At 68.1% G+C, this 15462-nt stretch carries 13 protein-coding genes; 6 read left to right on the top strand and 7 right to left on the bottom strand.

Annotated elements, in window-relative coordinates:
* The first annotated feature begins 76 nt into the window (after positions 1-76).
* The 4 genes from AAG816_RS17980 to AAG816_RS17965 are packed head-to-tail and all read left to right on the top strand — an operon-like array spanning position 77 to position 4299.
* Positions 77-1177: a four-carbon acid sugar kinase family protein gene (locus tag AAG816_RS17980; RefSeq protein ID WP_341991043.1), complete on the top strand. Its 1101-nt coding sequence runs from the start codon at positions 77-79 to the stop codon at positions 1175-1177.
* Positions 1174-2235, top strand: coding sequence for a 4-hydroxythreonine-4-phosphate dehydrogenase PdxA (pdxA, locus tag AAG816_RS17975; RefSeq protein WP_341991042.1), 1062 nt, complete (start codon positions 1174-1176; stop codon positions 2233-2235). The genes AAG816_RS17980 and pdxA overlap by 4 nt, the downstream gene beginning before the upstream one ends.
* The gene (locus AAG816_RS17970; RefSeq protein ID WP_341991041.1) at positions 2232-3380 is read left to right on the top strand and encodes an iron-containing alcohol dehydrogenase; all 1149 of its coding nucleotides are present in this window, start codon (positions 2232-2234) and stop codon (positions 3378-3380) included. Before pdxA ends, AAG816_RS17970 begins: the two co-directional genes overlap by 4 nt.
* A 31-nt stretch (positions 3381-3411) precedes the next feature.
* Positions 3412-4299 (top strand): dihydrodipicolinate synthase family protein, encoded by an 888-nt coding sequence (locus tag AAG816_RS17965; protein WP_341991040.1) that lies wholly within the window; start codon positions 3412-3414, stop codon positions 4297-4299.
* A gap of 77 nt (positions 4300-4376) precedes the next feature.
* On the opposite strand, the gene AAG816_RS17960 is transcribed toward AAG816_RS17965, so the two are convergent.
* The 3 genes from AAG816_RS17960 to AAG816_RS17950 form a co-directional block, all read right to left on the bottom strand.
* A complete protein-coding gene (locus AAG816_RS17960) occupies positions 4377-5762 on the bottom strand; it encodes a tripartite tricarboxylate transporter permease (protein WP_341991039.1) in 1386 nt (461 codons plus the stop codon).
* Between the two features lies 1 nt (position 5763).
* Positions 5764-6162: a hypothetical protein gene (locus AAG816_RS17955; protein ID WP_341991038.1), complete on the bottom strand. Its 399-nt coding sequence runs from the start codon at positions 6160-6162 to the stop codon at positions 5764-5766.
* Positions 6163-6431: 269 nt separating this feature from the next.
* Positions 6432-7751, bottom strand: a complete 1320-nt coding sequence (locus tag AAG816_RS17950; protein ID WP_341991037.1) for a hydroxymethylglutaryl-CoA reductase, degradative — start codon at positions 7749-7751, stop codon at positions 6432-6434.
* Between the two features lie 122 nt (positions 7752-7873).
* Here AAG816_RS17950 and AAG816_RS17945 point away from each other — a divergent pair, with 122 nt between their 5' ends.
* Both AAG816_RS17945 and AAG816_RS17940 read left to right on the top strand, forming a co-directional pair.
* Positions 7874-9310: a PLP-dependent aminotransferase family protein gene (locus AAG816_RS17945; RefSeq protein WP_341991079.1), complete on the top strand. Its 1437-nt coding sequence runs from the start codon at positions 7874-7876 to the stop codon at positions 9308-9310.
* A 1-nt stretch (position 9311) separates the two neighbouring features.
* Positions 9312-10208 (top strand): hydroxymethylglutaryl-CoA lyase, encoded by an 897-nt coding sequence (locus AAG816_RS17940; protein ID WP_341991036.1) that lies wholly within the window; start codon positions 9312-9314, stop codon positions 10206-10208.
* A 282-nt stretch (positions 10209-10490) separates the two neighbouring features.
* Here the strand turns inward: AAG816_RS17940 and AAG816_RS17935 are convergent, their stop codons facing one another.
* From AAG816_RS17935 to AAG816_RS17920, 4 genes are all read right to left on the bottom strand, one after another.
* Positions 10491-11381 carry an IclR family transcriptional regulator gene (locus AAG816_RS17935; RefSeq protein WP_341991035.1) on the bottom strand — a complete coding sequence of 297 codons (891 nt, stop codon included), beginning with the start codon at positions 11379-11381 and terminating at the stop codon, positions 10491-10493.
* A gap of 102 nt (positions 11382-11483) precedes the next feature.
* Positions 11484-12404 carry a 4-hydroxy-tetrahydrodipicolinate synthase gene (gene dapA / locus AAG816_RS17930; RefSeq protein ID WP_341991034.1) on the bottom strand — a complete coding sequence of 307 codons (921 nt, stop codon included), beginning with the start codon at positions 12402-12404 and terminating at the stop codon, positions 11484-11486.
* Between the two features lie 46 nt (positions 12405-12450).
* A complete protein-coding gene (locus AAG816_RS17925; protein ID WP_341991033.1) occupies positions 12451-14247 on the bottom strand; it encodes an ABC transporter permease subunit in 1797 nt (598 codons plus the stop codon).
* Positions 14248-14250: 3 nt separating this feature from the next.
* Entirely contained in the window at positions 14251-15351 is a 1101-nt protein-coding gene (locus tag AAG816_RS17920; RefSeq protein WP_341991032.1) for an ABC transporter ATP-binding protein, read from the bottom strand.
* Positions 15352-15462 lie beyond the last annotated feature (111 nt).

Here is a 15462-nt window from a genome sequence, read left to right as displayed (position 1 = left end):
TCTGCTGCCTGCGTGCCCTTTGCGCGGACGCGGCATCTGGCCTTCCGCTCCCTGCCGACCGGTGCTCGGAGGCGGCATGACCCGTCTACGACTGCTCGCGGACGATCTGACGGGGGCATTGGATGCCGGTGCGGAGTTCGTGCCGACATTCGGGCCGATCCCCTGTGTCTGGGCGCCCGAGGCTGCTGGCGCGGAAGCCGCCGTGTTTGACAGTGGAACGCGCGACCTTGGCGCGTCCGCTGCCGCCGCGCGGTTCAGCCGCTTCGCCCCTGTGCTCGACGGCGCGCAGATCGCCTTTCTCAAGTTGGACAGCCTCTTGCGCGGTCATGGCGTGGCGGAACTGGCAGCCTGCCTGCGCGGCGGGCCCTGGCGTTCTGCCATCCTCGCGCCGGCCTTTCCGTTTCAGGGCCGGGTCACGCGCGGCGGCCGCCAGTTTGCCCGGGACGGGCAGGGGCAGTGGACGCCGGTCGGCCCCGATCTGGTGGACGCCCTCCAGGCGCAGGGCATCCCGGCCCGGCTCGGCCTCGCCGGGCCGCAGGATGGTGTCAGCGTCTGCGATGCGGAAACACAGGATGACCTCCAGCGCATCGTCGCTGCCGGTCGGCACTGGGCGAGCCCGCCTTTGTGGTGTGGCAGCGGTGGACTGGCGCGGGCGCTTGGGGCCGGACCACAATCGGACACCGCCGCCCCATTGCGTGGACCCATCCTCGGCGTGTTCGGCTCCGAACAGCCCGCCACCGCGGCGCAACTGGCCGCCTGCCCGCGCTGGCACCTCAGCCTGAACGTGGAGGCGGCCGGTCACGCGGCGGCGGTGTCCGAGCGGATGGCGCAAAGCGGATGCGCCCTTGTCAGTTTCACGCTTCCCGCCGACACCGGACGCGGCGCGGCGGCCACCCTGATCAGCCGTGCGGTCTCGCACCTGGCCACGACGCTGCCGGCCCCGGCCACGTTGCTCTGCGCGGGCGGGGAGACCTTGCGCGCCCTGTGTGCTGCGGTGGGCACCCACCGCCTCGATATCACCGGCGCCATGATGCCGGGCGTGCCGCGCTCGCGCATGCGCGGCGGCGCCTGGGACGGCACCGAAGTCATTTCCAAGTCCGGCGCCTTCGGGGCCCCGGATCTCCTGCACACCCTCTTGAACGACGCATGCTTCGCGGTCGAAAGGATAGGCTCATGAGCCCCCGCCCCCTCGCCATCACCATGGGCGATCCCGCCGGGATCGGCCCCGAGATCATCGTGAAGGCCTGCCAGCAACTGAAGCCGCGCATTGAAGCCGGAGAGCTTGGCATCGTGGTGCTCGGCAGCAGCGTGGCGCTGGAGCGCGCCCGCGCCGCCTTCACGCCGGATCTCGCCATTCCTCTGGTGTCCGAGGACGATGCCCACTGGCCATCCCTGTGCGCCATCCAGGCCGGCCCGGAAGGCGCGCCCATCGCGCCGGGCGTTGTGTCCGCGGACGGCGGCCGCTTTGCCTTCCTCGCCGTGGAGCGCGGGGTGCGTCTCGCCCAGGCGGGACGCATCGGCGGCATCGTCACCGCGCCGCTGAACAAGGAAGCGCTCAATCTGGCCGGCTACCATTATCCCGGCCACACCGAGATGCTGGCGGAACTGACCGGCGTGCGCGGATCGGTGATGATGCTGGCCCATGGCAATATGCGCGTCAGCCATGTCACCACCCATGTGGCGCTTCAGGATGTGCCCGCCCGCCTGACGCCGGAGCGTCTGCGCCGGGTGATCGATCTCACCCACGAGGCCCTGTCCGGCCTTGCCCTCGGCCGCGCCCGCATCGCCGTTGCAGCATTGAACCCCCATGCGGGCGAGGGCGGCCTGTTCGGCCGCCAGGACATCGACATTTCCGCCCCCACCATCGCCCAGGCGGTGGCGGATGGGCTGGATGTGGTCGGCCCGGTGCCCGGCGACACCGTGTTCGTGAAGCTGAGGGCGGGCCAGTATGACGCGGTGATCGCCATGTATCACGACCAGGGCCACATCCCGGTGAAGCTGCTGGGGTTTGAGATCGACCCCGCCACCGGGCGCTGGAATGACCTGTCCGGGGTGAACATCACCCTCGGCCTGCCGATCATCCGCACCTCGGTGGATCACGGCACCGCCTTCGACATCGCCGGCCAGGGCATCGCCAATGCGCGCAGCCTCATGGAGGCGATCGAATATGCCGAGCGCCTTTCCGCAAACCGCTCCGTCCAGACGCTTTCGCCTGTGAAGGATGCCGTGGCATGAACGCGCCTCTCACTCCCTTGTCGCTGTTGGTGCCCATCGACATCCAGCGCCCGGCCACGGTGTCATTCGGCGCCGGGCTGGTGTCGCAGGTGGGCCGCTTTGCGCGCGAGCGCGGCTTCCAGCGCCCGCTGGTGGTGGCGGATGCCTTCAATGCGGGGCGGGTGGGTCTTCTGGACCTGCCGGGCACGCCATTGGTGTTCGGCGAGGTGAAGCCGGAGCCGGATATTCCAAATTTGGAGCGCCTGCTGGCCCTGGCCGAGGCGGAACAGCCCGACCTCATCATCGGCTTCGGCGGCGGCAGTGCCATGGATCTGGCCAAGCTCGCGGCAGTGCTGCCGGGCAGCGGCCAGACCCTCCATGAGGTGGTGGGGCCGGAAAAGGTCCTGCGGCGCGGAGCAGGTCTGGTGCAGGTGCCGACCACGGCTGGCACCGGCAGCGAGGCCGGCACCCGCTCGCTGGTCACCGATCCGGCCACTCAGAACAAGCTGGCGGTGCAGAGCCGGTGCATGCTGGCGGACCTGGCGGTGGTGGATCCGGACCTCACCCTGACGGTGCCGGCAGCGGTCACGGCGGCCACCGGCGTGGATGCCATGGCCCATTGCGTGGAAGCCTTCACCAGCCGCAGGGCGCATCCGCTGATCGACCTCTACGCGCTGGAGGGCATTCGCCTGGTGGGGCGGTTCCTCGCCCGCGCCGTGCGCGACGGCAGTGACCGTGAGGCGCGTGCTGGGCTGGCCTTGGCCTCGCTCTATGGCGGCTATTGCCTCGGGCCGGTGAACACCACCTCGGGCCATGCGGTGGCCTATCCTTTGGGCACCCGACACCATATGGCGCACGGGCTGGCTTGCGCCATCATCTTCCCGCACACGCTGGCCTTCAACGCCCCAGCCGCGCCTGAGAAGACCGCGCTGATCCTGGCCGCCCTCGGACAACCTGCAAGCCAAGAGCCCGCTGCGGTGCGCGCTGCGGCCCTGAGCTTCTGCACGGGCCTCGGCATCGAGATGCGGCTCACCGCCCACGGCGTGCCACAGGCGGATTTCGCCGCCATGGCCAGCGAGGCCCACGCCATCCGCCGCCTCCTGGACAACAACCCCCGCGACCTCACTCGCGCGGACATTCTTTCCATCTACCACGCCGCCGCCTGAGGGCGCGCGACCTGCCGCAAAGGCTTGACCCATGACCCAGAGCGACCTTCATCCGCGGGGCGTTTTCAGCGCGGCGCTCACCCCGCTGAATGCGGACCTGTCACCCGACCACGCCACCTTCCTCGCCCATTGCCGGCATCTGCTGGGAGAGGGTTGCGACGGCATCGCCATGCTCGGCACCACCGGGGAGGCCAATTCCTTTTCGCTCAAGGAGCGGCAGGCGCTGCTGGAAGCGGTGGTGGCGGGGGGCATCGATCCGGCGCGCCTGCTGCCCGGAACAGGCGTCGCGGCCTTCACGGAAACCGTGGACCTGACCCGGCATGCGCTGTCCGTCGGTGTGACCACCGTGGTCATGCTGCCGCCCTTCTATTACAAGGGCGTCTCAGACGACGGAGTGGTGGCCGCTTATAGCGAAGTGGTTGAACGCATTGCCGATCCGCGCTTGCGCATCGTGCTCTACCATATCCCTCAGGTCTCGGCGGTGCCCATCAGCCATGGGGTCATCGCGCAACTGCGCCAGCGCTATCCGACCACCTTCACCGGCATCAAGGATTCCTCCGGCGATCTGGCCAACATGGTCACCATGGTCGAGCGGTTTCCAGGCTTCGCGGTGCTGGCGGGGGCCGATCCCTTGCTGCTGCCGCTCTTGAAGGCGGGCGGGGCCGGCTGCATCACCGCCACTTCCAATCTGGTGGCGCGGGATCTGGCCTTCATCGCCAAGCACTTCGCCGATCCCGCGCAGGCAGAGGCGGTGGAGGCCGCGCAGGCGCGGGTGGTGGCGACGCGCAATCGGGTGTCGCGCTTCGCGCAGATGGCCTCGCTCAAAGCGTTGATGGCCCGCGCCAGCCAGTCCGACGGCTGGATGCGCATGCGCCCGCCACTGCTGCCGCTCTCGGCCGAGGAACTGGCGGCGCTGTAAGCGCCTCACACTGCAACGCAAAAGCAAGCGCCGGCCAGGGTTTCCCCTGGCCGGCGTTTTCGTTGAGGCGCGGACGATCAGCCGATGAACAGCTTGGTGAGCGCCGGAACGGTGAGGACAGCGGTGTAATAGCCCATGAACTGCACCCCAGTGTTGAAGCCGAGGATGCGGTAGAGCAAGCCGCCTACGAGGCCCATGGTGACGATGACCATGAGGCCCAGCGCCTGACCTTCCCAGGTGCCGATCACCATCACCAGCCCGACAAAGGTGGCGATGATCGCCTCATGGCTGATGCGGCGCGACACGAAGGCGGCCGCCACGCGGGCATAATTCATGGCGAAGGGATAGGCGATCAACGCGGCAATGAAGACCGCCAGCAGCCCGTAGCCGAGGAACTGCATGGGCGTCATCAAGGTGTGCAGGTTGACGATCTGGCCACCCGGCCCGTCCACCATGAAGCGGGGCGGGGCGTTGAACAGCGGCGCGGCCGGCCCCGCAGCCACCGGGCTCAGCGGCAAGCCGAATGCGATCAAGGGGATGAGCGCCTCGGCGATATAGGTGGATTCGGTCACGCCGTTCCGCACGCTGATCACCGTGGTGAGGCGGTGATAGGCATGCTTGATCCGAGCACCCACCACCTCGCCCATGATCACCGTCATGGCCACCGGGCTGAACACGAAGGTGGCGCTGGTGATGGCCGCCGCCCCCGTGGTCCAGAGCACCTGGGTGCGATCCAGAACCTTGAACGGATTGGGGAAAAATCCGCCCCAGCTCTTCATGTCCGGCGCCAGGGTGAAGCGGCGCGGGCCATCGCGATGCATGCGCGCCCGCTCCATGGGCGAGAGCGAGGAGAACAGGTCCGCCACCAGCGGGCCGATGGCGATGCCGAGGAAATAGCTCACCCCCAGCTTCACGCCATATTTGGCGGTGATGGTTTGCAGCGCCACCACCAGCAGCACGAACGGCAGCAAGGTGAAGACCGAGGCCCATTTGCCCGCGGAAAAATAAGCAATCAGAAGGGCTGCGCCCAGGAACAGCCAGGGGGCGGCCACCGTGATCATCTGGCCGAACGGCGCCAGCAGCAGCGCGAACGCCACCGACAGCGGCACGGCGATCACCGCGGCGATGAGGCCGCCGGAGATCATCTTTCGCAGCGCAATATGCGGAACCCCCAGGTTTCTCAAGGCCGTAGCCTGCTGGAGCAGGGGCACGGCCATGGTGTCGCCGGGGATGCCCAGCAAGGCGGTGGGGACCGCATGGGTCATGTGCTTGGCCACGGCGGCGGCCAGCCAGAAGGTGAAAACCCCAACGGGCGGAACGCCTAACAGCACCACCAGCAAGGTCACCGGGGCGATGGTGGTGGTCTCGTCAGTGCCGGAGATCAGGCCGATGAGGGAGAAGGCGATGGCGCCGGCAAAGCCCATGCCTACGGCGACCAGGATGTCAAAGAGCAAGCCGTCCATCTCAGGCCCCCGTCACTGTGGCCTGGGGCCGGTTTTGCTCCGCGTCATAGGACGCGAACAACTCATAGAGGCCAAGTTCCTTCATTTCCGCAATGACTTGCGGCGGAAGGTCCTCAATGCGGCCGATGGTTCCGGTCTCGCCGGCCAGCTGCTGCATCGCCGCAAGACGCCAGGCCGGATCGGAGGCGCTTTCCACAACTTCTCGCTTGGGCGGGAACAGCTTGGCGCAAATGACGCCGGACAGGACGCAGCCCAGAAGGCCCACCAGCATGGCATAGGCCCGGCCCACGTCGGGCACCGCCACGGTGGCGGCGAAGATGCGGGCGGCGATCAGGAAGGTGCCGAGGCTGACCACCGCGCCGATGACCACGGCAGCGGCCAAATGACGTCGATCGACCACATCGCCCCACACTTCCGCGAGATGGACGTTGGGGGATTTGACATGTGACGGTGGCCCCTTTGGCGGGGCCTGAAATGGCGTGGATGCTCCCTGCACGGTCGATCCTGATCCTCCCTTTTGGTGTTGTTTTCCGTTTGTCTCAGACACGTCCATTGGCGATGGACGCGCGATGCGACAGCGTGTGTCACATCGCGAAGGGGCGCGGCGGCTGTTTCGCCCTTGGCGGGGCAGGTTCATCCGTGTCCGATTCGTCCGCGCCCGATTCGGCGTCAGCCGCGCAGGCGGGCGAGGATCTCCTTGGCCCGGTCGGTGCGCACGTCATGGGCCTGGGCCAGCTCGGCGGCGACCGTGTCGATCTCCGCCCCCACGGCGCCGGCGACGATGGCGATGTTGCGGGCGTGCAGGGCCATGTGGCCGCGCTGGATGCCCTCGGTGGCCAGTGCCCGCAAGGCGGCCATGTTCTGGGCCAGACCCACGGCGACGGTGACCTCTGCCAGCTCCTGGGCGCTGGTCACCTTGAGCACCTTGAGCGCCGCCTGGGCGGCGGGATGGGTCTTGGTGGCGCCGCCGACGAGACCCACGGCCATGGGCAGTTCCAGGGTGCCCACCAGGGCGCCGTCGGTGTCCTGCTCCCAGGTGGAGAGCGAGGTATAGACGCCGCTGCGGGCGGCATAGGCATGGGCGCCGGCTTCCACCGCCCGCCAGTCATTGCCGGTGGCGACGATGACCGGGTCGATGCCGTTCATGATGCCCTTGTTGTGGGTGGCGGCGCGGTAGGGATCGATGGCCGCCAGCTCATAGGCGTCCAAGATGCCTTCGATCATGCGGCGGCCGCTGAAGTCCTTGGTGGCCATGGCCGCTTCCGGCACCCGCACCCGGGCGCGGGCGAGGCGCAGATCGGCGAGGTTGGACAGGATGCGCAGGCGCACCTGGCCGCCGGTGAGCTGCTCCACCAGGGGGGCGACCGCCTCGGCCATGGTGTTGACGGTGTTGGCGCCCATGGCGTCGCGCACATCCACCAGGAGGTGCATCACCACCATGGGGCCGCGCTGGCTCTTGGGGAACACGTGGATCTCGATGTCCTTGCAGCCGCCGCCGAGGCCGATCAGCACCTTGTCGCGGGCATTGGCCAGGGTGAGGATCTGCTCGCGCGCCGCCAGCAGCGTGAGCCGGGCGCCGTAGGGATCGCTCACGCCCAGCACCTGCACCTGGGCGCGCATGATCGGCGCGGTGCTGGAGGTCTGGAACCCGCCATGGTCGCGGGCGATGCGCGCCATGTAGGAGGCGGCAGCCACCACGGAGGGCTCTTCCACCACCATGGGGATGAGATAGTCGCGGCCGTTCACCTGGAAATTGGTGGCGATGCCCATGGGCAGTTCGAACGTGCCGATGACGTTCTCGATCATGCCATTGGCACGATCCAGGGGCAGGGCCCCCTTGTCGCCCAGCACGGCCACGTCCGCCGCGCTCAGGTGCGCCGCCTCGGCCAAGGACGCCAGCCGCTCGGACGGGGTCTTGTTGCGATAGTTCTCGAGGCGCGAGTTGATCGGGTGCGCGGAATCAGGCTGCGGGTTCACGAGGCCTCCCATTTTCGCTTCTTGAATTCTTGATTGGACGAGTGTGCAAACTGTCCTAGCATCGAGGGGACAATCAAGGGACGGTTCGGCAGCATTTGCCCATGACTGTCCCAATAAAGCGGAGGGGACACTTGGTGGAGGTGCGCGCGGCGCGGCCGACCCGCGTCGATCACATCGTCGCCCATGTGAGCGGCATGCTGCGGGCCGGGGCATTCAAGCTGGGCGAGCGCCTGCCCTCCGTGCGCCACGCCGCCGAGGAGCATGGGGTCTCCAAGAACACCATGGCGGAAGCCTATGACCGGCTGGTGGCCGAGGGCCTGCTGGAGGCCCGCGCCGGCTCGGGCTATTATGTGGCGCATCTGGATCTGGCCCATCAGCATGCGGAGCGCCCGCATGTGGTGGAGGCGGCCGATGTGGTGTCGCTGCTGCGCGAGCAGCTGGACCAGCACCATGCGGTGCGTCCCGGCGATGGCCGTCCGCCGGCCTCCTGGATGGAAGCCTCCGAACTCAGCCGGCATTTCTCCGGATTCAAGCTGGCCGGTCCCGAGAGCGTGGACTTTGGCTATGGCAGCGTGCGGGGCTATGCGCCGTTGCGCGAGCGGCTGCGGGTGATGCTGCTGGACCGCTCCATCACCGTGGCCCCCGATGGGCTTCTGCTCACCCACGGCGCCAACCATGCCCTGGACCTCATCATCCGCCATCTGGTGGAGCCGGGCGACATCGTGTTCGTGGACGACCCCGGCTATTATCCCTTGTTCGGCAAGCTCACCTTGGCCAAGGCGCAGATCGTCGGCATCCGCCGCGGCCCGGACGGGCCGGACCTGAACGACCTGGAGGCCAAGCTGGCCCAGGGGCGGCCCAAGCTGTTCTTCACCCAGTCCCTGGCCCACAATCCCACCGGCAGCTCGCTGTCGCCCGCCTGCGCCTTCGGGCTGCTGCAGGCGGCGGAACGCTGGGGCTTCCGGCTGGTGGAGGATGATGCGTTCGCGGACATTCTACCCGCCACCTTGCCGCGCCTGGCGGCGCTGGATCAGCTCGACCGGGTGCTCTATGTGGGCACCTTCGCCAAGACCTTGTCCGCCAGTCTGCGCAGCGGCTTCGTGGCTGGGGATCCGGCGCTGATTTCGGCGCTGAGCGACATCAAGATGATCACCTCGGTGGCCACCTCCGACTTCGTGGAACGCTTCATTTTCGGGCTGATCCAGGGCGGGCAGTATCTGCGCCATCTGCGCCGGCTGCGCAGCCGGCTGGAGGATGCCAACAAGCGCGCCTTGGCGGAAATGGGCGCGCTGGGGCTCATCATCCACGCCAGCAAGGTGCCCGGTTTCTATCTGTGGGTGGAATTGCCCGCGGGCGTGGATGAACTGGATCTGTGCCGCGCCGCCGCCGCCGAGAGCATCTTCCTGGCCCCCGGCCAGATCTTTCGTCCCGGTCGCGAGCGGGCAGGCCCTGGCGCGATGCGGGTGAATGTGGCCTATGGCGCGGATCCGCGCTTCCTCGATTTCCTCCGGCGGGCGCTTGCGTCCTGTTCGCCGGATGGCTCAACCCCTTTCAAGAACGGGATCTCCTGACATGGCTTTTCCGACCCAGGTGCGCATCGTCGAGGTGGGGCCGCGCGACGGCCTGCAGAATGAAGCGGCCATCGTGCCGGCGGCGGTGAAGATCGAACTGATCGACCGGCTCGGCCGCGCCGGCGTCGCCACCATCGAGGCCGGCAGCTTCGTCTCGCCAAAATGGGTGCCGCAGATGGCCGACAGCGCCGATGTGCTGGCCGGCATCACCCGGCTGGACGGGGTCTCCTATCCGGTGCTGGTGCCGAACATGAAGGGCCTGGAGGCGGCCTTCGCCTGCGGCGCGAAGGAGGTGGCGGTGTTCGCCTCCGCCTCGGAAGCCTTCTCGCAGAAGAACATCAACTGCACCATCGAGGAGAGCCTGGAGCGGTTCGAGCCGGTGATGGCGGCGGCCAGCGAAGCCGGCATCCAGGTGCGGGGCTATGTGTCCTGCGTGCTCGGCTGTCCCTATCAGGGCGAGGTGCCGCGCACGGCGGTGGCGGAAGTCTCCCGCCGGCTGTTGGAGATGGGCTGCTACGAGATTTCGCTCGGCGACACCATCGGCGTCGGCACCCCGCGCAAGGCCGTCGGCATGCTGGATGCGGTGCTGGCGGTGGTGCCGGTGAGCCAAGTCGCGCTGCATTTCCACGACACCTACGGCCAGGCGCTGGCCAATATCTATGCCTGCCTGGGGCTGGGCGTCTCGGTGCTGGATGCCTCCGTGGGCGGGCTGGGCGGCTGCCCCTATGCGGTGGGCGCCAGCGGCAATGTGGCCACCGAGGATCTGGTCTACATGCTGCACGGCATGGGCATTCACACCGGCATCGATCTCGATCAATTGGTGGAGACGGCGGCGTTCATCTCCAACGCCATCGGCCGTCCCCCGGCCTCCCACGTGGCCAAGGCCCGCCTGGGCTGAGCGGGCGCTCAGCCTCTCGGTTCCGCAGACGCTTGTGGGTTCTTTGAGCCCTTGTCGCCGTCATGGCCGGGCTCGTCCCGGCCATCCACGCCGGGCCGACGGTGACGACCTTCTCAGGCGGGATGGAGCGGCTCCGCGTGGCTCGCCGGATCAAGTCGGGAGATGGCGGCCTTTCCCACCCATGCGGGAAGGGTGGGAGCAGCCTTTGCCCGTTCCGCTAACGCCTGGGCGTGGATGGCCGGGACAAGCCCGGCCATGACGGTCCTGAAGCCGCCCGGTCGCTTAAGCCTGCCGGCGGGCCGCCTTCGGCTTTGAAATGGAGGTGGCCGCCACCTGCACTTCCTGCGCCAGTTCCGTCTCGGCCCGTTCCGGGGTCCAGCGGCTGGTGGGGACGGAAATGGTCAGCGCCGCCACCGGCCGGCCATGCTCGTCGGTGATGGCCGCGCCGACGGAGATGTCGCCCATCACCGCCTGATTGACGGTCATGGCATAGCCGCGCTCGCTGGCCTGGCGCACCCGCGCCAGCAAGGCATCGGGATCGGTCTCGGTGAAGGGGGTGAGCGGGGTGAGATTGGTGCGGGCGAGAATGGCGCGCTGCTCGTCTTCGCTCATCAGCGAGAGCATGGCGGTGCCGGACGCGGTGAAGAACGTCGGCAGCCGGCTGCCCACCACGATGTCGATATGGGCCAGATGCTGGCCGGGGAAGCGGGCCAGGAACACGATGTCCGGCCCGTCCAGTTCCTGGAGGTTGATGGTCTCGCCCAGGCGCCGGTTGATGTCCATCAGATAGGGCAGCGCCTTGTCGATCAGTTCGTTGGCGCGCAGATAGCTGTAGGAGAATTGCAGGATCTTGGAGGTGAGCGCGTAGTTGCGGGTATCCGGCACGCGCTTGATGTAGCCCAGCGTCTCCAGCGTATGCACCAGCCGCTGCGCCGCGCTGCGGTCGAGGCCCGAGGCGCGGGCGATGTCGGCGAGCGTCATGAAGCGCTGCGGCCCGTCGAAGGCGTGCAGCACCTGGAACGCCTTTTCCGTCGAGCCCACGAACAGCGAGGATTGGCGCTTGTCGGTGCCGGCATCGCTCGCCTCCGCCGGCGCGGCCGCGGGGGCGCGCGCCTTGGCTTTCGCCGGCGTCGGCGTCTGGCGGGCGGGGGGCGTCTTGGTCGGCTGGCGCATGCGCTCTTTCTGTGGGCTCGACAGGGCGGTCGTCAATCCGCTTTGACGCGCCCGGTCTGTGCGCTGCGGCCGGCACCCGAGGGCACCGGCCGGCGCGGGGCATCAGGAGGCGAGGGCGGCGGGCTGGCCTTCGAACAGCGGCATCAGGCGCGCCACCTCCTTGTGCAGGCGCGCCGCCAGCTCCGGTGCGGGCTGCACCAGGGGGGCGAGCATCTGCGGGGCATCGACGCCGATCAGATCCATCACCGCCTTCATGGGGCCGGGATTGGTCTCGGCAAACGCCATGTTCATCATCGGGATCAACTGCCGGTGCAGCGCCAGCGCCTCCTGGGTGCGGCCGGCGGCGGCCAGATCGAAGATGTGGCGCCAGGCGCGGGGCAACAAATTGGCGGTGACGACGATCCCGCCCTTGGCGCCGGCGGCCACGTGCAGCGGCATCAGGCTGTCCTCGCCGCTCAGCACCGTGAAGTCCGGACCGACGCCGGCCACCACCTGGAGGAAGTGGTACATGTCGGTGTTGCAGGCCTTCATGCCGATGATGCGCTCGTGGCGCGACAGTTCGTGCATGATCTCCGGCTGCACCGAGATGCGGGTGCGATAGGGGATCTCATAGATCAGGATCGGCACCGGCGAGGCATCCGCATAGCGCAGGAAATAGTCGCGCACGCCGGCCTGGGTGGGGTTGGTGTAATAGGGGGTGAGCACCAGGAGTCCATCCACGCCGGCCTTGGCGAACTCGCGCCCGGCCTGGAGGGCGTCGTGATAGCCGGTGTCCAGCACGCCGGCGATCACCGGCACCTTGCCGGCCATGGCTTCCACCATCAGCTCGGCGAACTTGATCCGCTCCGAGCGCGGCAGGGCACCATATTCGCCGGTGCCGCCTAGGGGGACGATGCCGTCGATACCCTGCTGCAGCAGCCAGGAAAACAGCTTCTTGGAGGCCGGAATGTTGATGGTGTCGTCGGCATGCACCGGGGTGGGGGTGGCGGGCAGGATGCCGCGCAATTGGGTCGCGTTCAGCATGAAACGGGAAACCTTGTGGAGGGGAAGAGAATGGGGGCGGCGGGCGTCATGACATGACGCTCCGCCGGCGCAGGCGATCGGCGATGAAGATCAGCACCGCGATGAACACGAACAGGCAGGTGGAGACCGCCGCGATCACCGGCGAGACCTGCAAGGTCACCTCGTCCCAGAACTGCTTGGGCAAGGTGGCGTTCAGGCCGCCGGAGGCGAACAGAGCGATGGTCAGCTCGTCGAACGAAGTGGCAAAGGCGAACAGGAAGGACGACATCATCCCCGCCCCCAGGATGGGGAAGGTGACATAGCGCAAGGTGGCAAAGGGGCGGGCGCCGAGGCTCTGGGCGGCGAGATCCAGGCGGGTGTCGTAATTGCGCAGCACCGCCATCATGGTCATCACCACATAAGGCACCGCCACCACGGTATGGCCGAGGATCAGCCCCAGCGCCGTGCCCACCAGGCCGATGCGGGCGAACATGTAGAACAGGCCGACCGCGATGATCATGCGCGGCACCACGATGGGCGAGAGCACGAAGGCCAGCATGGCGCCCTTGCCGCGCATGTCGCTGCGCACCAGCAGGAAGGCCACCGGCGTGCCGATCAGCATGGCCAGCACGCCGGTGCCGATGCCCACCCCCAGCGAGCGCACCAGCGCCTGCGCCCATACCGGCGACTGCCACATCTGCTCGTACCATTGCAGGGTGAAGCCGCGCGGCGGCCAGTTCAGCCCGCCGGAGCCGAACGACAACGGGATCATCAGCAGCGCCGGCAGGCTGATGAGGATCAGCACGCCCCACACATAGGCCACCAAGGCGCGGGGCGGCTTGGCGCCATCGCGGTGGCGGGTGCGGGGCATGAGGGCGATCAGCGCGTCGCTGGCATGGCCGAGGCCGGTGAGGATCGCCTCGCCCACCTTGTGCCCAAGGCCACGCGGCTTGGGGCCGCTGGCGCGCGGCGTGGCGGTGCCGGTCATGGAGGACAGGCCCAGCAGCTTGTCGTAGAGCACGAATACCGCCAGGACGACGAGCAGCAGCAGCACCGAGATGGCGCCGGCAAAGCCCCAGTTCAGGGTCTGCTGCACCTGGTCGATGATGAGCTGGGTGATCATGGTCTCCCGCCGCCCGCCCAGCAGCGCCGGGACGATGAAGAAGCCGATGGCGGTGACGAACACCATGATGGCGGCGGCCGCCACCCCCGGCAGGGAGAGCGGGAAATACACCTTCCAGAACGCCGTGCCCGGCCGTGCGCCCAAAGTGGAGGCGGCGCGGGGCAGGTTGCGGTCGATATTCTCCATCACGGAGAGCATGGTGAGGATGGCCAGCGGCATCAGCGCATGCACCATGCCCACCATCACGCTGCCGAAATTGTACAGAAGGTCGGCGGGGGCGTCGGTGATGCCCAGCGTCATCAGGAGATGGTTGAGCACGCCGCGGCGGCCCAGGATGATGATCCAGGCAAAGGCGCGCACCAGGAAGCTGGTCCAGAACGACAGCAGCACCCAGAACAGCAAGGTCGCCTTGCGCTCGCGGCTGGTCACCGAGATCAGATAGGCGATGGGATAGCCGCCGATCACCGACAGCACCGTGGTGAAGAAGGAGATCTTCAGCGTGATCAGCATCACGTTGAAATAGAGCGGCGAGGCGAACAATTGCCGATAGGCGGCCAGATTGAAGCCGGCATCGCCATAGACGCTGAGCGCCAGCAACTGGCCCACCGGATAGACCAGCAGCGCCACCAGCAGCACCACCAAAGGCGCGGCCATCAGCAGCCGGGTGAGGCGCACCTTGCGGGCGGCGGCGCGGGCCGGCGCCGAGGGCGGGGGCAGGGCGGGAGAGACGGACGTGGCCATGCCTCAATGCCCCGGGGCGGCGGTGATGGCCACCGCATCGCTGGGCTGCCAGTCCAGTTCCAGCAACTGGCCGATCTCATGTCCGTCGGAGAGGCTGCGGGTGGGATAGGCGGCCACCAGTTGCGGCAGGCCCGGCGTGGTCGCTTCCAGATAGAGCTTGGTGAGGCTGCCGGTGACCATGACATCGGTGAGCCGCCCCACCAGCCGGCCGGAGCCGGCCACGGGCGCGCGGACGATGATGTTCTGCGGGCGGACCATCACGGTGACGTCGGTGCCCACCGCAGGCAGGGCGCCCGAGGCAATGGCCGGTCCCGAGCCGGCGCCGCCGGTGAGGGTGACGCCCAGCGTCTCGCCGTCGCGGGCGGTGACGCGGCCGGGCAGCAAATTGGATTCGCCGAGGAAATCGGCCACGAACACGGTGCGCGGGCGGAAATAGAGGTCGGACGGGGCGCCCAATTGCTCGATCTGCCCGGCATTCATCAGGCAGATGCGATCGGACATGGTCATCGCCTCCTCCTGGTCGTGGGTCACATAGACGATGGTGGTGGCGAGTTCCCGGTGGATGCGCTTGATTTCCAGCTGCATCTGCTCGCGCAATTTCTTGTCCAGCGCGCCCAGGGGCTCATCCATGAGGATGATGGAGGGCCGATAGACTAGGCAGCGGGCCAGCGCGATGCGCTGCTGCTGGCCGCCGGAGAGTTCGCGCGGAAAGCGTTCCGCCACATGGGGCAGGCGCACCATGTCGAGTGCCTCGAAGGCCCGCTTGCGCGCTTCCGCGTCGCGCACTTTGCGCATCTTCAGCGGGAAGGCGATGTTCTCGACGATGGTCATGTGCGGGAACAAGGCATAGTTCTGGAACACCATGCCGATGTCGCGCTCATAGGGCGGGCGGTAGGTGACATCCTGCCCGCCGATGCGCACTTCGCCTTCGTCCGGGGTGGCCAGGCCAGCGATCAGGCTGAGCAAGGTGGTCTTGCCCGAGCCGGACGGCCCCAGCAGGGTGAGGAACTCCCCCGCAGGCACCTCAAGGCCGGTGGGCGCCAAGGCGACGAAGGCGCCGTAGCGTTTGGCGAGGCCGGCAATGGTGAGACTGGACGACGACATCGGGCCTGCTCCGGGCAGCGGAAACGGGATCGGCCGGCGCACCTGCGCGGCGCGCCATGGCCCTGATCCGGCAAGAGAAACGTGCGGATCGCCGCCGGGTCCGATCGGGGG

This window comes from Azorhizobium sp. AG788 (assembly GCF_943371865.1).
Lineage (GTDB): Bacteria > Pseudomonadota > Alphaproteobacteria > Rhizobiales > Xanthobacteraceae > Azorhizobium.
Note: the sequence above shows the minus strand (reverse complement) of the source record. Positions and strands in the feature narration are given on the sequence as shown.

What these genes read in the sequence shown, in the direction of transcription:
- AAG816_RS17980 (WP_341991043.1), top strand. Translation starts at nt 77, where the DNA reads ATGACCCGTCTACGACTGCTCGCGGACGATCTGACGGGGGCATTGGAT.
- pdxA (WP_341991042.1), top strand. Translation starts at nt 1,174, where the DNA reads ATGAGCCCCCGCCCCCTCGCCATCACCATGGGCGATCCCGCCGGGATC.
- AAG816_RS17970 (WP_341991041.1), top strand. Translation starts at nt 2,232, where the DNA reads ATGAACGCGCCTCTCACTCCCTTGTCGCTGTTGGTGCCCATCGACATC.
- AAG816_RS17965 (WP_341991040.1), top strand. Translation starts at nt 3,412, where the DNA reads ATGACCCAGAGCGACCTTCATCCGCGGGGCGTTTTCAGCGCGGCGCTC.
- AAG816_RS17960 (WP_341991039.1), bottom strand. Translation starts at nt 5,762, where the DNA reads ATGGACGGCTTGCTCTTTGACATCCTGGTCGCCGTAGGCATGGGCTTT.
- AAG816_RS17950 (WP_341991037.1), bottom strand. Translation starts at nt 7,751, where the DNA reads ATGGGAGGCCTCGTGAACCCGCAGCCTGATTCCGCGCACCCGATCAAC.
- AAG816_RS17940 (WP_341991036.1), top strand. Translation starts at nt 9,312, where the DNA reads ATGGCTTTTCCGACCCAGGTGCGCATCGTCGAGGTGGGGCCGCGCGAC.
- AAG816_RS17935 (WP_341991035.1), bottom strand. Translation starts at nt 11,381, where the DNA reads ATGCGCCAGCCGACCAAGACGCCCCCCGCCCGCCAGACGCCGACGCCG.
- dapA (WP_341991034.1), bottom strand. Translation starts at nt 12,404, where the DNA reads ATGCTGAACGCGACCCAATTGCGCGGCATCCTGCCCGCCACCCCCACC.
- AAG816_RS17925 (WP_341991033.1), bottom strand. Translation starts at nt 14,247, where the DNA reads ATGGCCACGTCCGTCTCTCCCGCCCTGCCCCCGCCCTCGGCGCCGGCC.
- AAG816_RS17920 (WP_341991032.1), bottom strand. Translation starts at nt 15,351, where the DNA reads ATGTCGTCGTCCAGTCTCACCATTGCCGGCCTCGCCAAACGCTACGGC.